Source organism: Pedobacter chinensis, assembly GCF_003339865.1.
Taxonomy (GTDB): Bacteria; Bacteroidota; Bacteroidia; order Sphingobacteriales; family Sphingobacteriaceae; genus Pedobacter; species Pedobacter chinensis.
The window spans coordinates 79,455-103,308 of the sequence record NZ_QPKV01000005.1 but is presented as its reverse complement, the minus strand read 5'-3'; the positions used below and the strand labels follow the sequence as shown (position 1 = coordinate 103,308).

Sequence of the window (23,854 nt, the reverse complement as noted above, 5' to 3'; positions counted from 1 at the left end):
GAAACCCTGATAGCCTCAGTATCCTGCAGGGGAATCAGCCCAAAAAATGCAGAGTACCATAAGGTTTATTATTTCGCCAGGAATATATGATGACGGGTTATGTATGAAAAATGTGAAAATGCAGAAGAACTGAAGCCCGAGATACCTAAGCTTGAGACAACCATACTCACCTATTTCAGACACCAAGGTTGACACAGCATCTAACAGCTGAGCAATGACAATAGAGCGTTCCCAAACTTTCGTTCTGAAATCCGGGCAATACAGATATAACAGAATTTACTTTTGATTTTGTTATCAAATTAGTCCCGAATGGATTCGGGACTAAATGAAGTTTACCTTATAATTTTTTTAAACCTTTTATCTGATTTTTATTTGCTTCTTCAAAGCTGATTGCATATCCACCACCTGCTACACTATACTGTGATAGTTTAGATTTACTATTTACAACAGCTTTGGTAATGGTATATGCCTGTGGATTTGTTTTATAATCTGCGTTGCCTGCATCTGCGTAAATGGTAGCAATATAGGTTTTACCGGCATCAAGGAAATTTAAGCTGACTTTAGAAATGCGGGGATTGTAACCATTCACACTTCCCAAAAACCATTTCCCTGTTGTTTTTGCTTTTCGCGCTACAGTAATGTACGCACCTGGTTCTGCTTCAATGTATTTACTATCATCCCAATCTACAGCAACATCTTTTATAAACTGGAATGCATCCGCGAAGCGATCAAAGTTTTCAGGAAGATCTGCAGCCATTTGCAACGGACTATACATGGTTACATACAATGCCAACTGGTTGGCCAGTGTGCTGTTTACATGAGATTTGTTTCTGCCATTGGTAAGCTTGCTAAGATCCATTTCAAATATACCAGGCGTATAATCCATTGGGCCACCTATCAGGCGTGTGAAAGGCAGTATCGTTACATGATCTGGTTTGCTGCCACCAAATGCCTGGTATTCTGTGCCTCTTGCAGATTCATTACCGATCAGATTTGGATAAGTTCGTGCAATGCCAGTAGGACGAACGGCCTCATGTGCATTTACCATGATCTGGTAATCTGCCGCTTTTTGAACGGCGTAAAGATAGTGGTTGTTAATCCATTGGCTGTAATGATGTTCTCCTAGCGGAAGTATATTCCCAACGTAACCACTTTTTACCGCATCATACCCATATTGCTTCATAAATTTGTAGGCCGTATCAATATGCCTTTCGTAATTTCTTACGGAGCCCGAAGTTTCATGATGCATAATCAGTTTCAAGCCTTTTGAATGGGCATAATCGTTCAATTCTTTTACATTGAAATCAGGATAGGGTGTTACAAAATCAAATACATAGTCTTTTGCATTTCCAAACCAATCTTCCCAACCCACATTCCATCCTTCAACCAATACAGCATCAAAACCATGCAGCGCAGCAAAATCTATATACTTCTTTACATTGGCGGTTGTTGCGCCATGCCTTCCGTTTGGCTTTGCCTTGGCAAAATCGGTTACGCCAAGCTGAACTGCCGGAAATTCATTGGTATAAGACCAACTACTTTTACCGGCAATCATCTCCCACCAAACACCAATATATTTTGAGGGTTTGATCCAGGAAGTATTTTCAATCTTACTGGGTTCGTTGAGATTGTAGGTCATTTTAGAAGCTAATATATCACGAGCATCATCGCTTACCATAACCGTACGCCATGGCGATGTTCGTGGAGCCTGCATCTGTCCTTTATCGCCGTTAGCATCTGGTGTAAGCCAGGATTGAAATACCATATTTTCATCATCCAGATTTAAATGCATTGTAGCGTAATTAATGCAAGCCGCTTCATGAAGGTTAATATATACACCATCAGCACTTTTCATCATTAATGCTGTTTGAACACCAGTTGGAGAAAATGGCGTTTGTGATGCATTAGGCGTAATCGCCTTTTTCATGAGTTCTCTTATTTCTGAAAGCTTTGAAGTGGTATAATTATATTCCTGTGTATCATAATCTCCCGGTATCCAGAAAGCGGTATGATTACCTGCCATGGCAAATTGCGTTCTTTCTTCTTTAATTACAAAGTAAGTAAGGTTCTGCTGTGCAGGAAATTCATAACGAAATCCAAGTCCTTCGTCAAAAAGACGAAAGCGGATAATCATTTTCCGGTTTGTTTCTTTCTGATTAAGGGTAACCGCCAACTCATTGTAATGGTTCCGAATTTTGCTTACTTCACCCCATACAGGTTTCCAGGTTTCATCAAAGGTAGCTGTCTTAACATCAGCAATGGTAAAATCATCCAGCAAAGATTTTTTATCGTTCTTTAGTTCCAGTCCGAGTTTACTCGGTTTTATCACATCCTTGTTTTTGTAGATCAGACTGTAGCCGGGTGTACCGCCATCTTGCAGTGCAAAGGTCATTATAAGTTTTCCGTCAGGTGAGCTGAGCTGCTGCGCATTGGCACTAAAAAAAGCAATCAAAATGCCTATTAAGATCAGGTTTTTCATGTATCAGATTCAATAATTCAAATAAATTGTTTGTGTTTAATTTTTAATTCCATAATACCTGTGTCAGGTATTTTCGTGTACACTATCTGCTTCTAACACTGAGGAATAAAGAGGACAAATGCCAAAACTAAAATCCTATATTTTTTCATTCGCATTATTTGTATTGCCCTAAGTTGAACAGGTAATTTTTCATAATCTCTATTTTGATTTGGTTGTACAGTAGTGTCAAATTTGACACTTTAAACCCAGAGCAACCAATCACTGTCATTCAATTTAAAATCAAAACGTCTCAATTTAATGCATCCAATTTTGATTACATTTATTCTGGCACTATATTAAAGGCTGGAAGCCAAAACAGGTTAAACCGTTTCGATAAGAATGGTTAAAATTGATAATACAAAAATTGATTTTTTTACTAATCTTGCCTATGAGATCTGTACTCATTTACCTTAATAAAAATGCCATTGGATAAATTACCATCAACTGCCACTGAAAATCTGATTAGGGGAAATTATATATCATGAAAAAAAATGCCAGCAGACCTATTGCGTTAACCAATCAGCTCCTCGAGTTAAGAAAAGCTGAGGCTGATAAACTAAGCCTTAGCCTTGTTAGCACGAATATTAATGAACTATTGCATGAAATTTATGCCAGCTTTAAACCCGTAGCTGAACAAAAAGACCTGGAGTGCGAATTATATCTTCCTAAACTTAAGCTTTATGCCTTAGTAGATTGTGAAGTACTAAAAAAAATAATAACCAATCTGTTTAGCAATGCGATTGAATATGCCTCAAGAACCACTCAGATAAAACTACTTCCATTTAGTAGCGATGATGATTGTTTTGGAATTGAATTTAGACATGACGGCCATATCTTTTCGAACGAAGACACAGAATCTATTTTTGAACCTGATTTCAGGATAACTGAAACTGAACAACAAGAAGGAACCGGTATAGGATTTTCGCTTGCAAAATCATTAACCGAACTTCACAAAGGTAAAATAGAGTTTAAGAAGATGGGTGATCATTTCAATATCTTTTTATTATCGATACCTATTCACCAGGAAATAAAAACAGATCAGAAAAAAACGCAGGAGGAAAAAAAACCTGATCACATTAAGGAAGATCATGCAAAACAGGAAATTTCTTCAGGAAAACCATTTATACTTTTGGTTGAAGATCATCATGACATTTTAACTTACCTAAAAAATCAGCTTGCTAATAATTACGTTGTTTTTACCGCAACCAATGGCATGGAAGCAATCGACATTCTAGAGAAAGAAAACATACAACTGATCATCAGTGATATCATGATGCCCGTAATGGATGGCATTGACTTATGTAAAAACCTTAAAAATGATCTTCATTACAGTCATATACCTGTTATACTTTTAACTGCTAAAAACTCGATCGGTTCTAAAATCGAAGGCCTTGAAGTAGGCGCAGACGCCTATATTGAAAAACCGTTTGCCTTTGAACATTTACTTGCGCAGATTAATAATTTGCTGATAAACCGAAATATCATCAAAGAACACTTTGCCCATTCGCCATTGGCACACATTAAAGGAATAGCCCACTCCAAAGCAGATCAGGAATTTATTACAAAGCTGCATGATTTAATTTTTAATCACATTACCCAAATAGATCTCGATGTAGATCTGCTTGCGAAAATGATGAACATGAGCAGGCCGACTTTATACAGAAAAGTTAAAGCCATAGCAAATCTTTCACCTAATGAATTCATTAATGTAACCAGGTTGAAAAGAGCTGCCGAAGTTTTGGCAGAAGGAAATTATAAGATCAATGAGGTTGCGAATATGGTAGGATATACGTTATCTACTAATTTCTCGAGAGATTTTCAACGGCAGTTTGGTCTATCACCATCAACCTATTTGAACACAATTAAAAAAGAAATGTGAAAAAGAGTGGAATAGTGCACTTGATTGTCAACTGAACTGTTTTATAACACAATGATTGATCAAGTACTCAGATTTGGAATTCTAAACCATTAGCGCATACTTTTAAACCAAATCGTAATTAATAGAAGTTCTCCATTTGGGAGAATGGCCTGTGAGTGCATCTGATTTACGATGTAATTGAGAATGGCTCATAAATACAAACCGGCTTACCTTTTCCACTGTAAGTACGATCAACATTAAACAGCTCGTTCATAAAACCAATTGCACCCATAAATGGTTTTATATTAACCTTCTGAAGTGACGGTATATTTTTCACTGAAATAATCCGATGCTTATCAGGAAGGAAATCAAAAGATCAGATCAGGAAACTATTGGCGTGACCTGACTATAAACATTATGGATAACTTAATGGAAATCATTGGAACAGGCAGGGAACTCACTGAACTGCAAATGTGCATCAGGGCAATGATTGTTTTTGTTGTTGCCTATTTTTTGATCCGCATTTCTGGTCGAAGATCCTTTGGACAGCATGGTCCTATGGATAATATCATTGTCATACTCCTGGGTGCTATTTTAAGCAGAGCAGTGGTTGGAGCCTCGCCATTCCTCGCAGTGCTGGCAGCCAGTATTCTATTGGTGATGCTCCACAGGCTTTTGGGCTGGGTGGTCAGTAAAGATTCAAAACTTTCGGAAATAATCGAAGGGCGTAAAATCCTGCTCTATGAAAAAGACAGTTTTATGGAAGACAACATGGCCAGGTCGCTGATTGGTAAAGAAGAGGTATACCGGGCGATGAGACAAAACCTGGGCACAGAGGATTTAGCCCAGGTTGATAAGATCTTCATGGAAAAAAACGGACAGATCAGTATTGTCAAAAAAAAATGCCAATAGCCAACAGAACTCTGGGTTTTATACCTTAAAGTGCTTCCGATCTGTTTAGATGATGAGATCTAATTATTTCACAGCATCCATTAGTTCAGATAGGCAAATGGTTGAATCGTGGTATTTTGCCAACTATCATATCGTGATCCGTCCTCCGGTAACCGGAATCGTGGCTCCCGCGATATAGCTCGCATCCGCTGAAGCAAGGAAAACATAAGCCGGTGCAACCTCGGCGGGTTGTCCTGCCCTTTGCATGGGTGTGTCTTTTCCAAATTCTTCATGATCGGGAATGGTTGAAGGAATCAGTGGCGTCCAGATTGGACCTGGCGCTACGGCATTTACCCGGATGCCTTTCCCGTCCTTTAACAGGATTTGACTCAGGTTGGCCGTGAAATTCTGAATCGCACCTTTTGTTGCAGCATACGGCAGGAGCTCTTCATTTGGCGAATATGCATTTACTGATGTGGTGTTGATGATGCTGCTTCCAGGTTTAAGATGTGGTTCAGCTGCTTTACATAAGTAGAACATGGCAGTGATGTTGGTGCGAAAAGTACGGTCCCACTCGGCTGAAGAGATGTCATCCATGGTTTTTCTGGCCATCTGGAATGCCGCGTTATTAACCAGGATATCCAGTCCACCAAGCTTTTTCACAGCGGTATCAATAATATGCCTGCAATGTGCCTCCTCCTGAATATCTCCTTTGATCAAAACCGCTTTTCTACCTGCTGCTTCCACATATTCGGCCGTGATGCGGGCATCATCATCTTCCATATCATCCAGGTAGCTGATCAAAACGTCTGCGCCTTCGCGGGCAAATGCAATGGCTACTGCACGCCCGATGCCAGAATCACCGCCGGTAATGACTGCCTTCTTGCCTTCCAGCTTTCCACTTCCTTTATATGATTTCTCCCCATGGTCTGCATTTGGATGGAGCAATTCCTCCTTTCCCGGTGCGGGCTGATCCTGTTTGGGAAAAGGCGGCTGAGGATATTTCTCTGCCGGGTTCTTTGATAAATCTTCTTTGTTTTCCATGGTCGTACTTAAATTGAAATGATATTTTTCTCCCTGTTCCTCACGCACTTGATCAGGATTTCAGTGTTCATGTCTTAAATTGACATTCTTATCCAGTTGTTCGTTCATATCGATGCATACTCGTGTCAAAAACAACTTCATCATCTGATTGTTCTTGTCAAACCCCTTTTTAGCTTACAACAATCCCTACAGAAGTTTGTTTTTGTGAAAAATGGGCATCATGGGGATAAATACCTGATCAGCCTGCCAGGAAACGGCTTGCTTTTCTTCATATCCTTTTTTCTATTGAAGATACTTCATTCCCCATCGGGAAAATCAGCTTCAATGGTAACCTCTTTCCATGTCTCAAAATTTACCTTTAGCATATCTAACTTTTCACTGGCCAGCTCATAGGCAGATTTACCTAGAAGCAGACGCAATGGTGGATTTTCAGCTTCCACGGCTTTAATAATAGCTGCCGCTGCCCTGACAGGATCTCCTTTTTGTTTGCCACTACCTTCAAAACTTGTTTTCATCCTGATTCCAACTGTAGGTTCATAATCGGCGATCTGAAGCGGCGTGTGAAGAGATGACCGACCCGCCCAATCGGTGCGGAAGGGGCCGGGTTCAACGAGTAGCACCTTAATGCCAAGAGGTGCTGTTTCAATAGCCAATGTTTCTGACAGGCCCTCTACTGCATATTTTGTTGCGTGGTAAAATCCGGTAGCCCCAAAAGAACGTATGCCACCTATGGAAGAAAGGTTGACAATATGCCCTTTTCCTCTTTTGCGCATTCCTGGCAGCACGGCTTGTGTAACCTGTATCAATCCAAAAACATTGGTTTCGAACTGTGCACGGATTTTTTCTTCTTCACCTTCTTCTATACTACTGAAATAGCCGAACCCTGCGTTATTTACCAGTACATCAATACTCCCGAAAGTTTCCTCTGCCTTTGCAACAGCTGTTTTTACCTGCTCTTTGTCGGTCACATCCAGTGGAAGTGCCAGGCTATTATTTTCGTGCCCGATTACTAAGTCCGGTACTTTAGCTATATCCCTAGCGGTAACTACTACGGTATAACCTTTTTCCAGTAATTGTTTTACCAGTTCTCGCCCGAACCCGGTGGAGCATCCTGTGATAAACCATACCGGTTTTTTATTATCGTTTGCCATTTTTATCATCGATTTAGAAAAATAATTAAAATGATTTTGAGAGCAAGCTGAATTCCTCGTCAGTCAACTTGACTTGACCCGCCGCCATATTCTCTTGTAAATGCGCAAGAGAACGGGTTCCGGGAATCAAAAGGATGTTAGCTGAGCGCTTTAGCAACCAGGCCAATGCAACCTGTGCCGTTGTAGCCCCGTGTTGCTCTGCAATAGCCTGAATGCTTGACTGCATTTTACCCGGGCCGGAAGCCAGTGGATACCACGGTATAAAGGCTAGGTTTTGCTCGATGGTATAATCCAGTACAGGCTCCCAAGAACGTTCAGCTAGATTGTACAGATTTTGCACAGAAACTATGGGAACAATCTTTCTTGCCCGTTCGATGGTTTTCACATCAACTTCGGATAACCCCACATATTTAACCTTGCCGTTTTTCAGCGCATCGGCTACAGGAGCAAGTGTTTCTTCAATAGGAATACGGGGATCTACCCTGTGGAGTTGCCATAGCGTTATCTGATTCAATTGCAACCGCTTCAAGCTGTTTTCAATCGTAGATGCGATATATTCCGGCTCGCCGTTTACATGCCATTGGTTCGGGCCGCTTCGTTCTAAGCCTCCTTTTGTCGCAATCACGATTTTATCATAATATGCATGTAAACCATCATGATAGAGCACCTCATTTGTGTTCGGGCCATAGGCATCTGCCGTATCGAAAAAATTAGTCCCGCTTTCCACTGCTGAATGCAGCAAACGTACGGCTAAATCTCTGTTTGGCGCATCGCCCCATATGCCGGGGCCGGTTAACTGCATGCCACCGTATCCAAGCCTGTTGATTTCAATTTCTCCTCCTAATTTATAGGTTAAGGAACTATTTTTAGTTGTATCCATGATTTGAAAATTTAAATGTTATTTACTCTTGAATGAAATTTTATTGTAGAACAGCGCTGTTCCACCCATGATGATCAGCCACCCGATAAGTTGCCCCCATACAGGTATTTCCCGAAGAAAAACCAGGGAGATCAATACGCCAAACACGGGATTGAAATTAATAATGAAACCTGATTCCGCAGCGCCGAGGCTTTTGATACTTAAATTGAAAAACCATTGGGCCAATGCCGTAGAAACAACACCTATCAACAAAACCTGTCCGATCAATCGGGCATCCCACTCCGGCCAACTGAACGATGCTGTACCTATGGGTAACAGCAGTACCAGACCGATGATACTGGAATAAAACAAAGCGTTCAGCGGACTGATGGATTGGGTGGCAAACCTTGAACATATTGCGGAAAGTCCAAAACTAAACACGGCAGCAATCATCCATAAGTCTCCCTGATGGAACTGTAAAGAGGCCAGCGCCTGCAGATTACCACGAAATACCATGACCAATACCCCGAAAAAGGCAACGAAAGCACCAGTAACCTGCAACCAGCGAAAGCGGACTTTTAGTATCACAAAAGACCAAAATGCTATGGTCAGTGGGTTCATGGCAGATATAATGGAGATATTGGTTCCGGTAGTGGTTTTATATCCCTCAAACATCATTAAATTCATGAGCAGTACATTGAACACTGCCATTCCCGCTATGGCCAGGATATTGTTTTTCTTGGGAAAGTCGAAACGTTCCGTTTTCAGGATAATTGGAACCAACACAATAGCAGTTATAAAGTATCGCAGAAACAGAAGTGTAACAGCATTTACAGATTTCAATACGTTGCCCATCGTGATAAAGCCCGCCGCCCAGCAAAAGCTGGCAGCGAACATAAGTATTATGGATTTTTGACGAGACATGAGCTGTTCTTTTAATACGAGTTAATTATTAACTGCAGGCTGATGAACATCATCATGATCTGTGCCGGTCACGACATCAAGCCAGTCCTGTATGTCCAGTTCGAAAGATGCCGTTTTAGTGCGGTAGGCTTTTAAGGTATCATTTCCTAAAGGAAGATGAACAGGCGGTTGTTCTGCCTCAACAATCTTTAAAATAGCTTTTGCCAGCTTTGCAGGATCTCCGGGCTGCCTGTAGCTGACATCCGGGGCATAGCTGCGCATTTTTCCTGAAGTCTCCGCATAATCGTCAATTACCTGCTTAGCAGTTGTAAGTGACGAACCATCGAGAAAATTGGTACGGAAGTAACCAGGTTCCACAGCAGTAGCATATATTCCTAATGGAGCAAGTTCTTTTGCCAGCGCCTCTGTAAGACCTTCTACCGCAAACTTGGTGGAATTGTACAATCCCCAGCCAGCAGAACCAGTTAATCCGCCAACGGAGGAAATATTGATGACATGCCCTGAATGTTGTGAACGGAAATGTGGCAGTACAGCCCTCAATACTTTTAACAGGCCGAATACGTTGGTTTCATACATATTGCGGATTTCACTGTCACTGCCTTCTTCCACGGCACTCAACAGGCCAAAGCCCGCATTGTTTACCAGTACATCAATTTTTCCAAAGCGTGCCAATGCTTCATTAACGGCTGTGTTAACCACACCTTCGTCGGTAACATCCATTTCAATAACGAGCAGGTTGTTGCTGTTAAATTGTGCCGCCAATTGTTCTTTTCCTTTACGAACCGTAGCGATTACCTTGTGACCATCAGCTAATGCTGCTTTAGTGATTTCAAATCCGAACCCCCTGGATGCTCCTGTGATAAACCATGTTTTATTTGTGTCCATAATAAATAAATTTTATATCACAAAGTTCGCATGGTAGCTGCCTGGATGGGGTATGCCGTTCAAAGCAGTTTTTATGAATTTCAAAGATAAATTGCCGCAAGTACTGAAAACCTTTATTTAATTCCCGTTTCTTGAAAGTTTAATTCAGATTGCAACATCAAATAATAGGGTAACATTTAGTGGTTAATATCCACGAGCTCTTTCTGCTAAAATTAGATAGGTTAAGCCTTTACCAAAATTTTGTATATAAGAAAGAACGTATTAAATTTTATTCCTATATTCCTTTCTGAACTCATTGGGTGTCACGCCAGTATTCTTTTTGAAAAACTGGGTAAAGTTGGGTTGGTCGGCAAAGCCGATAGCAAAGCCTATATCCTGCAAAGACCAATCTGTTTGTACCAATAAAGTTTTGCTTTCATCTAAAATTCTGTTGCGGATGTGCGTGCTAACGTTTTGACCAGTATGTTTCTTCAATAAAGCATTTAGATGATTGGGATGGACAGCCAGTTCCGATGCAAATTCCTTAGCAGTTTTTATCCTTAAAGGTTGGCTGTAGTTGATATTGGCCGCTTCCTCTTCCAATAATTGAAAAAAATGATATACATGTCTCAATTCGTCGTTGATGGCATCCGGTTTAGGGAAGTTGGCTGCTTTCATGGTTTCCACAACCATCAGTTGAATATATGCCTGCAAACTATCCTCGAAATAATTACCGCCGCTTAAAGTTTCCCCGTGCATCTTGACAAAAAGTTCGCTAATAACCGCTGTTGTATTGCTGTTAAGGCGAACCACACTGTTTGCAGCATTGTTAAATAAAGGATACCTCTCGATAATAGATCTCAAAGAAGGAAATTGTTCAATATATCGCTTTTTGAACAGGCAATAATACCCGCCTGAGTGGTCAGACAGGTTTTTCCACGAAATAATTTCGTTGGGATGAATGAACAGGATGGTAGGCTCTTCGATGTAATAGGTATTGGCTCCTACGGTAAACACGCCGATGCCTTTTGTGATGAAGAGTATTTTGTAAAAATCACGACGATTGGGAGACAGATAATTTTTACAGGCGAAATGCTCCCTGTTGAAAACACGGATGTTCCAGTCTTCATAATATTCACGGGCAACAGGTGTCAGATCCGGTACGTCCCTTAGCTGTTCTATGATTTGTATATCTAACGTTTGTGCCATTTTTTCATCCAAATATTTTTTAAAATTAAACTTCTTCCGTTCCGTTGGCTATATGAAAATCAAAGTTTTTCTTATGAATATCACTTATCAAATGACGATACTTACATGAAGTATTGTAAAGCAACATTATATCAATAACTTGCCTGACCAATTTCCAATTTGCTGAACTTTCCTGCGGCATCGAGGTAAAATTTAAAATACGTTTTAAAATCACCCCAGGTATCACTATGAAAACTCCCGTAAACAGACATCCCATTGTCCTCCACCTTATCAACGCTCGTAAAATGCTCATGCCCGATGGCTTCGGTAGAAAATTTATTAAAATCTCTCGGATGTCCGTCATCTAAAAGCAGGGCATCTGCCGTAAAAAAGGAAAGCCACAATGCAACTTTTCCTTTTTGCCATGCTTCTATAGCATCTTTTACCTTTTGATTGCTGATTTTTCTGTATTCCATTTGGGTAATTGTTTTATGTTGATGATTACCGATCTGTCCACATGCTTGTAAAGAGCACAGGAGCAGAATCGGTAATATTTTCTTGAATATACTCATTAGTGATGGTTATTGAGTGGCTCCTCCATTTACCAATAAATGTTGTCCGTTCACAAAAGAGGATAAATCGCTGGCGAAGAATTCAGCAATGTTGGCCACATCTTCCACTTCTGCCAGTCTTCCCATCGGGCAGCTATCAATCAATGATTTTCTCAATTCAGGATAACTTCCTTCTTCTGCAAAAATTCCGGAATGATCTACCGCAAAAGGAATGATGGTATTAACGGTAACGCCGCGATGTCCGATTTCTTTTGACAATACATCCACCAGGTATCTCGGAGTGGTTTTGCTTCCTCCGTATACAGCCATTCCCGGAACAGGAAAAGCAGTAGTACTTGAAGCTACATAAATGATCCGTCCATTATCTTCCACATTCTGCGCGGCCTGCTGCATCGTAAAATAAGCACCTTTCGTGTTGATGGAAAACAACCGGTCAAATTGTTCTTCTGTAAATTGTGTAACGGGCGTTTCCACCATTTCAATGCCAGCATTCGCAACTACAATATCTATTCTGCCAAACGCTTTTTTTGCCTCTTCAAACAGGTGTCTGATATCGGCTACTTTGCTTACATCAGCTTGTACCGAGATTACCTTAACACCCATTGCTTTGATGTTGCTTTCCACTTCATCTGCTGAAGCTTTGTCCCTTGAGTAGTTCAATACGATATCTGCGCCTAACGCAGCATAACGTTCTGCGATGGCTTTTCCCAAGCCTCTTCCTGAGCCTGTAATAATGGCTACTTTGTTTTTTAACGAGTTCATTGTTTTGTATTTTAAAATTTAATAATAATTTTTGAAACGATTTGTTAGTGGGTTGATGAATGCGGTGCTAGCCGGGCATGGATCTTTTCGACTACCAGGTTGTTCAGCCAGGCAAATACAAATCCCGAAATAATTGGAACAAGTAATTGTAATATCGGCAGCGGCTCCAATGGAGGATGAACCCCAAACAGGATGATAAGGCCGAGGAACCATGCGGTTATATTGTTTAATCTTTTTGTTCTTGCGAAGTATGCCAGTGACCCAATGTAAAAGAATACGGAGGCCGCAAAGCCTAACGTTCCGATCAGTTGGCTCAGTAATCCGGCAGTTACCTGTATCAGCACCGCCATACCCATCCCCAACACAATTTGCAGGAATGCCCAGAGTGAACTTTGCCAGGTTTTTCCGAAAATGTAGAAGCTAACCCACGCTACAAACATTACCCATGTAGGCCACTGTTGGGAGAAAGAAACGGTTACTGCAACCGCGCCAAACAGGCCGAAAGCTATTGCAATTGGTAAAGTTTTCATAATTTACTTTTTTAAGGTTAATGATTAGTGACGTTACGCCATAGCACCATTAGCTCCAATGGTTTGTCCGCTGATCCATTTGGCATCATCGCTGGCAAGGAAAGCAACAATTTTGGCAATATCTGCCGGTTCGCCCAAACGGTTGAAGGCATTTAGTGATGCCAAACGATCAATCACTTCCTGGGGTTTACCTTTAGTGAATAATTCGGTGTTGGTAGGTCCGGGAAGGATGGCGTTTACATTGATGCCTCTTGCGCCAACTTCTTTGGCAAAAACACGGGTAAGTTGCTCAACCGCTCCTTTGGTGGCTACGTATGTGGCGTAGGTTGGCATCAATAGTCTTGTAGTGGTGGAAGAGAAATTAATGATGCTGCCTTTATCAGCAAGTTTGATGGCAGCTTCCCTTAATGTATTGAACGTACCTTTTACGTTGACATCAAACTGGCGGATGAAGTCCTCATCAGTAGTGTCTTTTAAAAGTTTGGTGATCATTACACCAGCGTTGTTAACCAATACATCAATCCTGCCGTAATGACCAATAGCGGCATCGAACAGTGCTGCCACTTCATCAGCCTTGCTAACATCGGCCTGCAAGGAAATGGCATTACCTCCATTCGTCTTAATAACAGAAACCACTTGTTCAGCGGCATCTTTTCCGCCCGCATAATTTATGATAACGTTCGCGCCGGCAGCAGCCAGCTGTTGTGCTACTTCAGCACCGATACCTCTTGACGCTCCGGTCACAAGGATCACTTTGTTGTTTAATGTGTTCATAGTACTTTGTTTTTATCAGTTTTAATTTGATAGAACAAAGTTGGCACATTACTGCCCCAGTCAACGTACAAGGATCATAGCATGTGTTGCAAATTTCTAAGAAAGGTTGCTGAAATACTGTTTTCTGTATTCCGCAGGACTTACCGACATGTGCTTTTTGAAGTAGTTACTAAAGTGAGGTGTTTCCAGAAAACCTAAACGAAAAGCAATTTCTTTGATGCTGAGCCCCTCATCCTGCAGCATGACCTTTGCTTCTGTAATGGTCTTGTCAGCTACCCATGAGCTGATGGTTTTACCCGTTTTACTGCTGATCACACTCGACAGATAATTGACATGCAGTGCCTGCAGATCTGCATAATCCTGAACCCTTAATTGAGTATTTGTTTTTCCACTGATTAAATCCCGAAAATGCCGTTCGATATTCAGTTTAAAATTCTTCACGATCTGGGAGCTTCTGTTTCCCTCATAAATGGGATTGTAATCCTGAAAAAAATATTCTTTGATCTTTAATAGCAGTACGATAACAAGTGCTCCAATAATTTTATTCCTGTAAAGGGAATTTCCTTTATATTCTTTATGTATCTGGCTGCACAATTCTTCCACCTGATCAAATTGATGGTGTGTTAAAACCCGCGGGGAAACTATTTCCGATAGCAAAAAAGAAAAATCACGATAGACATCGTCGTGCACATACTCTTTTAAAAAGCCCTCTCCAAAAGTAATCAGACAGGTATGTTCCAATTTTTCCCATTCAAATATCCGGTAGTTTCCGGGATTGGTAAAGTAAACGGTGTTTGAAGTCACCTCAAACCGTTGGTCATCAATGGTATAATGTCCAAAGGCACTTTTGATGAACAGGAAACTGAAATAATTAGGGCGAAACGGTTCTGAACGAAATGGCAGATCTTTGAATGTATCTTCGAGATAATGGACGGTAAAGCCTGATTCCTCTTCTAAATAATCGACAGGAAGCCCAAGCTGCTGATACAGCTCGTGCAACGTCCGAACAGTTATATTAACATGTGCCATTACCTGAATTTAGGTTTAAATTTAAACATTTAACCAAATATTTTTTCATTGAATAGCTTGATAGAGCATGTTACAACAATCTCAAACTAATCGCCCAGATATATTCGCTTTGTTTTTTCGCAACAGAGCTAAAAGTCTCACAGCGTGTTCGCTGCAATGGCCAATACATTCAAGTACAATATCAGTTGTAATCATCTGCTAATCAAATACAGTCCGTATGTTCGAAACTTTACATTTAAAGATTTTCTTCTCAAGCGACAGTGAGCACGATTTTGCCCTGGATGTGTCCAAGGGCAGCCCGCTCATGCGCCTTGCGGGCATCGGCAAGCGGGAAAGTGCTATCGATAACCACACGAATTGTTCCATCATCAATTAAGCGGGCAAGTTCGGCAAGTTGTCTGCCGTTTGAACGCACCTGAGTTTCTGAGACCGTTATGCCCAGCCTTTCAGCCTCTTCAGTACCAGAGAAACCTAAAGGGAAAATTGGGAACAAAGCGCCGCCACGTTTGAGCGTGCGCAAGAAACGACCAGTTGTTGGGCCACCAACGGAATCGATAACGAGATCAATGTCATGAACAACATCCTCGGCAGTTATCCTGGTATAGTCGATGAATTCGTCGGCGCCGAGATTCCGCACTAACGTCTCCTGCTTGCCAGATGCCACCGCGATCACTCGTGCACCTTTCCACTTGGCTAACTGCACAACGAAGTGCCCCACGCCTCCTCCGGCTCCGTTTACCAGGACGGTCTTGCCATCAAGTGGTACCGGCTCATGTTTGTACGGCTGAAGTGGGTTGGGTTCGTCATGACCTACCTCAATCATGAATTGCCATGCAGTGAGCAACGACATCGGCACTGCAGCAGCACCTACATGATCAATACTAACCGGTTTGAGCGCAACTTGCGAAGCTGGCACAGTAACATACTCAGCATAAGCTTTGCTTTCCCCATAGCTGGGAAAGCGAACCATAGAATATACTTCATCGCCTACAGAGAAGCCTTTAGTATCATCAGCAACCGCTTCTACAACACCTGAAATGTCAGTTCCCAAAATTATCGGAAAGGATACTGCCGGCTGCCATTCAGGAGGGAGCATCTTATATCCGTCGCGCAGGTACCAGTCTGGGGGATTGACCCCGATTGCATGAACGCGAATACGCACTTCACCCTGCTCTAGCCCGGGAATCGGCGCTTCTTCATAATGTAATACCTCGGGGCTGCCAAACTCGTGCTGTCTGATTGCCTTCATCAATAGTTTGCCGTCATTCTTATTTGGAGTGTTTTTCATCTTTGTCATTTGATATACTTTTTATTTTAACTTTTGATCAAGAGCTGAGTAGACCAGCAATTCTTGACTTTAAATGAATTGCAATATTAGATCAAATATGTACTTTTGTCAAGTATGTACTTATTTGTATCTTACATACCAAAAGGTATCTATTGCTGTTTTTCAGCTATTTACAATGATATAAAAATGAAAAACAAAGAAGAACTTCCTAATTATATACAGAATTGTGGCGTTGAATATGCTTTCAGACGAATAGGTGGAAAATACAAAGCACGGATCTTGTGGCATCTTAATTCGAAAAAGGTGTTGCGTTATGGTGAATTGAGAAGGACTTTGCCTGATATAACAACTAAAATGCTTACACAAACCTTAAGAGAATTGGAAGATGATCAATTGATTACCCGGAAAATGTATCATGAAGTGCCACCCAAAGTAGAATATTCATTGAGTGACACAGGATGGGAATTAATTCCGTTTATAGAGCACCTGCACAATTGGGGAAAGAAACAATTGGGCATGGAAAATGCCTCAATCAATTGCGGTTGATAACACATAATTACTGAAGCAATAACTATACTATTCATAATTACCGTGGGGCATTTGAATGATGAAACTATCGACAAAAAAAGAATCGTTCAGAACCTATAGCCTGTAACTACAGTTAATGAACATGCGAGATTTATTTATTTATTTAACAGATAATGTACCGAAAGTCTTCCTGAAAAACATTAAACCTATGCTTCCCCAAAATCACTTAGATTGAGCATGCGGCACCTATCAGCGCAGCATTTTCCCCTTTTTTAGAGATTATGATTGGTACAGCCATAGATCTTACCTTAAGATGATACTGCAGCTGAGGCAAAAAGAGAGGCGATGCTTTTGATATGTTTCCTCCTAAAACGACACACTCAAAATGGTGATCCTTAAAAATTCTGGCCAGAAAAGTGCCTAAGTTTATGCTGAATTCATCAAAAATCTGAAATAATGGATTTGCATTGTCTGCATTTTCGATAAGATCTTTTACATTGATTACCAATTTCCCTGAATATTCAACATATTTCGAAACAAACCACTTCGAAGAGAAGAAATCTTCGCAAATGCCTCCGAGAAAAGGATATTGCCAGTAGTCAGCATCAGTTGCCACACCTTCATTGCCAGATGCTGATCCAAACCCGGTGCCTATTGTAAAGCCCATAACCTTTTTATATTTTGATGCCTCGCCATGGGTAATCTCACCTTGTAAAAAGCACCCTGCATCATTGATGAAATATACCTCACTTGCCACTTTGGAAAGGCGGCCCAAGATTAATGCCCGTACATTCTGTTCATATAATGCATCAAATTTACCCATGCCTTTCATATAAGAAATCCCCTTGGTGTAGTCAAAAGGTCCAGGCATGGCAATTGCGATTTTTCCCGAATGTTCAGCACACAAAAGACTGTCTTGCATCACAGTACACCAGGCTGCAATGATCGCTTCCGCGCCAGATTGAGAATCAATCCTTTCCCTTTTCCAGGAACCTTCTATTATTTGGCCGCTTGTCACATCGACAAGAGCAGATGTAATATGGGAACCCCCAATATCAACGCCCAGGATTATATTTTTTTTCACAATGTCAATCTTAATGTCTAATCTTTAATAAACTTATTCTACCATATAATTCGGCAATACATGCCTGATCCAGTAGCCATTTCGGTTTTGCTTTGGCTTCTTTGTCCGTTGCCCATTTCGCCGACAGAAAACCCAAAGAGTCAGAAGATTTTTCCCATGCATCGTCCAGATGCGACACAATCGCATTGATGAAACGCGGATCTTGGTTCACTTTATACAAAGCCTCATAACCCCGAAAAAGAACAGTGACAAACCAGGGAAGATCAATCTTAAAAACCCTTTTCCCCTGTTTATCGATGCTCGAAAAAAACGAAAAAGTGCTACTGGCAATAATTTCAGCTTCCTTGATGTATTTTACGTCATTGGTAAAATGATATAGAAGCACGGAGGCTTCAAGCATGGAACCACTGTTGTAAGTATAATATACCTCATTCGGTTTTCCATCCATCTTAACATCGTTGTAATAAATACCCTGAGGATTTCGGAGTCTGGCATACATCCAATTGTAAAACCGCTTGCCCCAATCCAGGTAAAGGGAGTCTTTGCTACATTGGTAAAGCTTCAGGGCAGCAAGGGTTGCCATTCCATTGGTGCAAGCTGGTTTCTGATCCTTATGGCCTTCAACCCAGTAAACACCACCATCCAACTTTTCATCCCAACCGCTGATTATAAAATTGAACACCTCTTTCGCTTTTGTGATATAAGCGGGATCATTAGTGTTAAGATATGATTCAAGGTAATCGATACATACCAATGCATTATCATCATAATACCGATCCGATTTTTCGAGCGCTGCCGGATAAGCCTGATAACCGATAGGTCTTCTTGTTGTATCTCTGTATGACCAAACACCATTTTTCAAAGTGTCGAGATAATTTTCATATTTCTTTTTCAGATCAGGGAACTTTATCAGTACATTGGCAGCGGAGAACATTCCCGAAAACGGCCACAAAAAGCTTACCTCCTTTTCTTTCACTCCTGAACCTTGAAAATAGTTCAGATCAACTTTATTTCCTGACGGGTAATTTTCTGCAAACAATCCGGGATATTGTTTAAGCCTGTAATGATCCCAAACTTTTTGGAACATGGTTTCAGCTCTCGCTTTATAAATATCATTTGATTTAAGCTTTTGAGCATAACTGTTCACAGAGATTATTAAACCAAATATGATATGGAGGTACTTCATGCTGATTAAAATTTGAATATTTATTGGTTGTCCAAAACAATTACTGTTCAGATGGAGGTGGAATCTTTACCCCCCATACTCGATTAGGTTTATTACCCATTTTAAGAGTCAATGTTCCACCCTTCATTAAAACATCACGGTACAGCCAGGCATTGTTCAGTGCCTTACCATTCCAGGAGGCAGATTGGATGTAAACATTTTGTTTTGAATTATTTTTGCTTTCTATTATCAATCGGTTACCATTTGCCAACAGAATCTCTGCTCTGTCAAAAACCGGACTCCCGATTTGTATTGTGGGTCTTGCATCGGTTAAACCTTTCACATCAAACAGGCCGAGCGAGGTTATTACATACCACGATCCCAGTTGACCCTGATCCTCATCCTGACCATAGCCATAACCATGAATGCTTTCGGTACCATAGAACTCATCGCAGATGGCCCTTGTCCACTTTTGCGTTAGCCATGGTGCTGAAGAATAATTGAACAGCCAGCTGATATGGAGATTAGGTTGATTGCCATGGTTATATAGTGATTGGATACCTGCAAATGCATCGATTGTTTTACCTCCACCGAATGCATTTTGCTGAGCGGTTTGAAAAATATTGTTCAAGCGCTCATTGAAAACTCTCTTTCCAATGGCTTTTATCAAGCCATCAGGATTCTGGGGAACATAAAAAGTATATTGAGTGGCATTTCCTTCCTGAAACCCCCTCCAAGCTTCTAGTGGATTAAATTTATCGATAAACGCCCCACTTTGTGTTTTTGGCCTTACCAGTTTTAGCTCTTTGTCAAAAATCAATCTCCATCCATTAGACAATTCAATTAACCTTTTATAATCATTTGTGTTACCCATCCTTTTAGCAAATTGTGCTGCAGCAAATGCACTATAGCTATATTCAAGAGTATGGGAGCCCGAGAAATGAGAGCCGGTCGAATCTGTTTTATCAGCATCAAGAAACGGTACAAAGCCTTTTTGAACAAAGCTTTTGGTATCCATTTTTCCCGAACCAACCAATCGGTTTTGATAGTTCAACTCATTTGCCAATACAGCTTTATAGGCTAGATTCAGGTCATAATCCCTGACTCCAGCCTGATATGCCCCGGCAATTGCCAGGCCTACGAAATTAGTTCCGACCCCCGAAACGAAATTACTATTTGCTATACCGTCCCCAAACCATCCTCTTTCTTTATAAATCTCCAGTTGGGTATGCACAAAATCATTATAGTGCGTAGGGTAAGATAATGCCCACAACTGCGTGATGTTCCAGAAACCACCCCAGATGGCATCGGTGTTCATAAAGTTATAGCTGAATTTGCCATTTTTATCTTTGGGCAATTGTCCGATGGTACCATTGTGTCTTGGAAAGTTGCCATTAATGTCACTGGCTATGCCACGGCCAAGCAATGCGTGATAGAGTCCTGTATAAAATTTAATTTTATCAGATTCATTTTTAGTGAACACCTTAATTTTGCCCAATTCATTCTGCCATTCGTTCTGAGCGGCTTTTTTAGCACCATCAAAGTCTAAATTTGCGGCTTCAGCTTTTAAATTGAGTTTAGCATTTTCAACAGAAGTGTACGATAGCCCCACCTTGATCTCTATGCTTTCATTTTCACTGGTATGATAACTCAGGTATAAACCTGCCCCAATACCCGAGGATGATTTTTGATCAGCGCTTGTTTTTGTTTCGTCAAAAGCACCAACACCTACCGGCCTCTTGCTTAATTCACCGAAGAAGTACATTGCCACTTTTCCGCCCTCATCATATGTTTTAACATATTTGGGATAAGTAACAACAAAGCCTTCAAAATGAGTGTCGTCTATCATCTTCACGGATGCATCAGTTACCGGGCCGCTTTCTCCCTGAATACTGCCAACCGAAAAAACAATTCGGGAATCGTCGCTTTTGGGAAATATATACCTGTGAAAGCCCACTCGCTTGGTGGCAGTAAGCTCAACCTTTATCTTGAAATCATCCAGCAATACCGAATAATATCCAGGTTGGGCGATTTCATTCTTGCGGTCAAATGATGACCGATACCCACTTCCAGGTTTATCAAGTTGCCCGGGCACGGTTTTCAGCTCGCCCGCAGTGGGCATAAAGCTAACACCACCCACTTGCCATTCGTGAAAATGAACAAAGCCCTCAATTGAATTATGACGTGTATCATATCCTACCGCCTCCCAGCCCTGCAGGTTGCCGTAACTCCCATTGGTAGATGGGGCAAGCTTGGCCATTCCATAGGGAACGGCAGCAGGAGTATAAAAAAACCATCTGCTGTGGGCAGTCCCGATGTTGGGGTTTACAAACTTTAAAAGATCCTGGGCAAAGGCGCCTGGCACCATGAAGAGCATGATCATTAAAAGTAATAGTGGTTTATTGGCCTTTTTCATAAAGGTATTGGCTTGTTAGATAATAATTAATATTTGGAAAGTAATGCCTGAATCCGCTGCATCCAGGCCTGGTCAACTGTTTCTATTTCAGGTGAGCGGTTCTGACCGTCAAATCCTGCGAAAAAATAATAACCAAAAGTGCCCGGATTTCTATTGGCTACATTTAATCTATTGATATTTTCCCTGGCATATACCAGCCAGCTTTCATTTTTATCAGCTTCATAAAGACGGATCATGGCCTGAGATCCCCAGGCGCACCACGCCGGATTGATCCTGGTTTCAGCAGTGTTAAATACATATCCTTTCCAAACAGAGTTCCACAAGGTGGTGTTCATTGCTTTGCCCAGATTTTGCGCTTTGGTAAGATAGCCCGGATCATTCATTATTTTACTGTATAAAATAAATGCTTCCACCATGATCGCGTTATCGTAAGTGAACTTTTCAATGTGTTTTTTGCCTTCTCCCGGGCCATCAATTCTCCAAATGTATAAACCGCTAGCCGGATCAAACATTTTATTATTCAGCCACATCTCTACTTGTATTGCCCAATCGCGGTAAATACTTTCACCTGTTAAGCTGTAAAGTTTCAAAAACAATTGCAAAGCCAGGCCGTTGGTCTGGGTAGGTTTGTCAGGTTTTAACGTATTCCAGTAAAATCCGCCGCCATACACATTATCCCAGAGACCGCAATTAATCAACCAGTCTCCACAAGCTTTTGCCTTAGCCAGATAGGCTTGTTTATCTGCTCCTGTGGTAACCTCATAAGCCTCGAGATAAACCATTCCACTTAAGGCATTATCATCCACATATTTATCACCTCCCGCGCCGGTCCCATCAAGATTCACCGAAGCAAAATAGCCACCTCTAAGATCGTTTTTATCCCACATATTCTCCATGAATTTAAAGGTATTGTTCATATAGGCGAGGTGTTTGGTCTGGCCCACGCTTACCATTGCAGCATCAGCATAGATCTGACTCACATTATACCATTCGTAGCAATTGTTGGAGTGAGTGGTTGTATTTGCCCTATAACTATAGCTTGATGTCAATAGGTTATTTATGGTAAAAGTATGCGTTTCCTGTGCCAGTTGAAGATAGTTAACTGGCGTCCCTGTTGAGGGTGGAACCACGGGAGGCGGTGTAACCGGAACTACCGTGCCACCCTTTTTACAGGAAGCGGAGCATACAATAGATAAAATGAGCAAACTGTTATAAAGTAATTTTTTCATAGTCGATTTATTATCCACTGGCATATCTGCCAATGGAGTATGAATTATTGTGTCGTTACGGTATGCGTATAAGGGCCGCTGGAATTAAGCGTTACCACTACTTTTACGTTTTTATTATCTGCTGAAGGATTGAATTTATAGGTATTGTTCCATTGATCATTACTTACCGCATTCAAATAAAAGTAGGACGCACCCTGCCCTACCGGACTCACATTGTTCTCATTGCTGCTTCCGAGGTATCGGATTCCAGCAGAAGTGTGCATCGCAAACTTATAGCGCTCGTCTCTGCCCCATGAAAATTGATAAAATACCACAGGGATTGCATCAGACTGCCATGTACCGTTCGCACTATAAGCAAGTTGACCAATTTCAGAGGCATAAGCAGACATATACAATCCCATGCTCTGAATTTCTACTGCATCAGCCACAGTAGCCACATTAAAATCATATTTTAAATAATATACCCTGGTATTCCCCGTCGTGGTAATTGGAGATGTACCTTCCTTGATCAACGAGCCCTCAGAATAGAATTTTCTTCCTCCCTGAACAGCTTTATCAGTAAGGATATAACTGCCAGGCTTTAAAGAGGTATATATTTCAAACACACCATCTTCCAGCTTTTTCATCCTGATGGCTTTTGTGATGTCCTCCCCGGCCTCTGTTGCCGTTCCAGTGATATACAGTTCAGATGGCACTTCAGCAAAACCAGCTGGTCTTTCTAACTGCAGTATTCTGCTTTCCTGACCCGCTTGTCTATTGCTGGCTTTTGAAGCCATTACTGTCCATTTTACGTTTCCTGTACTTGAAGAATTTATACCACATAAGGCCGCGATTTTGGTCAGGTCTTTATGAGAGATGGTTACCTGAGGTTGTATACCTGCTCCGTCAGAAACCACTTTGAAAACGGGATTTGAGAAGTCTCCACTCTCCTTATCAAAGGCAACCTCGTAAAGAATGAGCCCACCGTTCTCGGCGCTTGCAGCGTTCCACTTGAATTGCTGAGCAGCAGATGCATTGGATGGAGTAAGTTTTATACTTTGTTGATTCGACGGTAAGGTTAAAGCACCAATGGAATTCAGGTTCTCATTGAGTTCCTTATCATCCTTTTTGCAGGAAGTTACCGCAATAAAGGCGGCGAGCATTAAAACGAATAATGTTTTGAAATTTTTCATATCGTTAT

General features: G+C 41.2%; 21 protein-coding genes. 3 read left to right on the top strand and 18 right to left on the bottom strand.

What is annotated here, in order from left to right:
* Positions 1 to 337: 337 nt before the first annotated feature.
* Positions 338 to 2,479, bottom strand: a complete 2,142-nt coding sequence (locus DU508_RS13970) for a glycoside hydrolase family 97 protein (RefSeq protein WP_115403424.1) — start codon at positions 2,477 to 2,479, stop codon at positions 338 to 340.
* A 520-nt stretch (positions 2,480 to 2,999) separates the two neighbouring features.
* Here DU508_RS13970 and DU508_RS13965 point away from each other — a divergent pair.
* Together DU508_RS13965 and DU508_RS13960 are read left to right on the top strand one after the other, a co-directional pair.
* Positions 3,000 to 4,397 (top strand): hybrid sensor histidine kinase/response regulator transcription factor, encoded by a 1,398-nt coding sequence (locus DU508_RS13965; RefSeq protein WP_115403423.1) that lies wholly within the window; start codon positions 3,000 to 3,002, stop codon positions 4,395 to 4,397.
* A gap of 396 nt (positions 4,398 to 4,793) precedes the next feature.
* Positions 4,794 to 5,288 carry a DUF421 domain-containing protein gene (locus tag DU508_RS13960; protein WP_115403422.1) on the top strand — a complete coding sequence of 165 codons (495 nt, stop codon included), beginning with the start codon at positions 4,794 to 4,796 and terminating at the stop codon, positions 5,286 to 5,288.
* A gap of 126 nt (positions 5,289 to 5,414) precedes the next feature.
* On the opposite strand, the gene DU508_RS13955 is transcribed toward DU508_RS13960, so the two are convergent.
* The 12 genes from DU508_RS13955 to DU508_RS13900 all read right to left on the bottom strand — a co-directional run bounded on the left by DU508_RS13955 (position 5,415) and on the right by DU508_RS13900 (position 16,261).
* Positions 5,415 to 6,311 carry an SDR family oxidoreductase gene (locus DU508_RS13955; RefSeq protein WP_115403481.1) on the bottom strand — a complete coding sequence of 299 codons (897 nt, stop codon included), beginning with the start codon at positions 6,309 to 6,311 and terminating at the stop codon, positions 5,415 to 5,417.
* A gap of 296 nt (positions 6,312 to 6,607) precedes the next feature.
* Entirely contained in the window at positions 6,608 to 7,462 is an 855-nt protein-coding gene (locus tag DU508_RS13950) for an oxidoreductase (RefSeq protein ID WP_115403480.1), read from the bottom strand.
* A gap of 25 nt (positions 7,463 to 7,487) precedes the next feature.
* Positions 7,488 to 8,342: an aldo/keto reductase gene (locus DU508_RS13945; RefSeq protein ID WP_115403421.1), complete on the bottom strand. Its 855-nt coding sequence runs from the start codon at positions 8,340 to 8,342 to the stop codon at positions 7,488 to 7,490.
* Positions 8,343 to 8,360: 18 nt separating this feature from the next.
* Complete coding sequence (locus DU508_RS13940; RefSeq protein ID WP_115403420.1) at positions 8,361 to 9,245, bottom strand: DMT family transporter; 885 nt, start codon at positions 9,243 to 9,245, stop codon at positions 8,361 to 8,363.
* Positions 9,246 to 9,266: 21 nt separating this feature from the next.
* Positions 9,267 to 10,130 (bottom strand): oxidoreductase, encoded by an 864-nt coding sequence (locus DU508_RS13935; protein WP_115403419.1) that lies wholly within the window; start codon positions 10,128 to 10,130, stop codon positions 9,267 to 9,269.
* Positions 10,131 to 10,391: 261 nt separating this feature from the next.
* The gene (locus DU508_RS13930) at positions 10,392 to 11,318 is read right to left on the bottom strand and encodes an AraC family transcriptional regulator (protein WP_115403418.1); all 927 of its coding nucleotides are present in this window, start codon (positions 11,316 to 11,318) and stop codon (positions 10,392 to 10,394) included.
* A 131-nt stretch (positions 11,319 to 11,449) separates the two neighbouring features.
* Positions 11,450 to 11,773 (bottom strand): hypothetical protein, encoded by a 324-nt coding sequence (locus DU508_RS13925; RefSeq protein ID WP_199562716.1) that lies wholly within the window; start codon positions 11,771 to 11,773, stop codon positions 11,450 to 11,452.
* Between the two features lie 105 nt (positions 11,774 to 11,878).
* Positions 11,879 to 12,631: an SDR family oxidoreductase gene (locus DU508_RS13920; RefSeq protein WP_115403416.1), complete on the bottom strand. Its 753-nt coding sequence runs from the start codon at positions 12,629 to 12,631 to the stop codon at positions 11,879 to 11,881.
* A gap of 44 nt (positions 12,632 to 12,675) precedes the next feature.
* Positions 12,676 to 13,161: a DUF1097 domain-containing protein gene (locus DU508_RS13915; protein ID WP_115403415.1), complete on the bottom strand. Its 486-nt coding sequence runs from the start codon at positions 13,159 to 13,161 to the stop codon at positions 12,676 to 12,678.
* A 33-nt stretch (positions 13,162 to 13,194) separates the two neighbouring features.
* Positions 13,195 to 13,935: an SDR family oxidoreductase gene (locus DU508_RS13910; RefSeq protein ID WP_115403414.1), complete on the bottom strand. Its 741-nt coding sequence runs from the start codon at positions 13,933 to 13,935 to the stop codon at positions 13,195 to 13,197.
* A gap of 96 nt (positions 13,936 to 14,031) precedes the next feature.
* Complete coding sequence (locus DU508_RS13905) at positions 14,032 to 14,964, bottom strand: helix-turn-helix domain-containing protein (RefSeq protein WP_115403413.1); 933 nt, start codon at positions 14,962 to 14,964, stop codon at positions 14,032 to 14,034.
* Positions 14,965 to 15,214: 250 nt separating this feature from the next.
* Positions 15,215 to 16,261 (bottom strand): NADP-dependent oxidoreductase, encoded by a 1,047-nt coding sequence (locus DU508_RS13900; protein ID WP_199562715.1) that lies wholly within the window; start codon positions 16,259 to 16,261, stop codon positions 15,215 to 15,217.
* Positions 16,262 to 16,438: 177 nt separating this feature from the next.
* Here DU508_RS13900 and DU508_RS13895 point away from each other — a divergent pair, with 177 nt between their 5' ends.
* Positions 16,439 to 16,798 (top strand): winged helix-turn-helix transcriptional regulator, encoded by a 360-nt coding sequence (locus DU508_RS13895; protein ID WP_115403479.1) that lies wholly within the window; start codon positions 16,439 to 16,441, stop codon positions 16,796 to 16,798.
* Between the two features lie 208 nt (positions 16,799 to 17,006).
* Here the strand turns inward: DU508_RS13895 and DU508_RS13890 are convergent, their stop codons facing one another.
* Genes DU508_RS13890 through DU508_RS13870 form a run of 5 tightly spaced genes read right to left on the bottom strand, consistent with a single transcriptional unit; the run spans position 17,007 to position 23,846 of the window.
* Positions 17,007 to 17,864, bottom strand: a complete 858-nt coding sequence (locus DU508_RS13890; protein WP_158542177.1) for an ROK family protein — start codon at positions 17,862 to 17,864, stop codon at positions 17,007 to 17,009.
* A gap of 10 nt (positions 17,865 to 17,874) precedes the next feature.
* Positions 17,875 to 19,050, bottom strand: coding sequence for a glycoside hydrolase family 76 protein (locus tag DU508_RS13885; RefSeq protein ID WP_115403410.1), 1,176 nt, complete (start codon positions 19,048 to 19,050; stop codon positions 17,875 to 17,877).
* Positions 19,051 to 19,090: 40 nt separating this feature from the next.
* Positions 19,091 to 21,445: a GH92 family glycosyl hydrolase gene (locus tag DU508_RS13880; RefSeq protein ID WP_115403409.1), complete on the bottom strand. Its 2,355-nt coding sequence runs from the start codon at positions 21,443 to 21,445 to the stop codon at positions 19,091 to 19,093.
* Between the two features lie 26 nt (positions 21,446 to 21,471).
* The gene (locus DU508_RS13875; protein ID WP_115403408.1) at positions 21,472 to 22,674 is read right to left on the bottom strand and encodes a glycoside hydrolase family 76 protein; all 1,203 of its coding nucleotides are present in this window, start codon (positions 22,672 to 22,674) and stop codon (positions 21,472 to 21,474) included.
* 44 nt (positions 22,675 to 22,718) lie between these two features.
* Positions 22,719 to 23,846, bottom strand: coding sequence for a SusE domain-containing protein (locus DU508_RS13870; RefSeq protein WP_115403407.1), 1,128 nt, complete (start codon positions 23,844 to 23,846; stop codon positions 22,719 to 22,721).
* Positions 23,847 to 23,854: the final 8 nt, after the last annotated feature.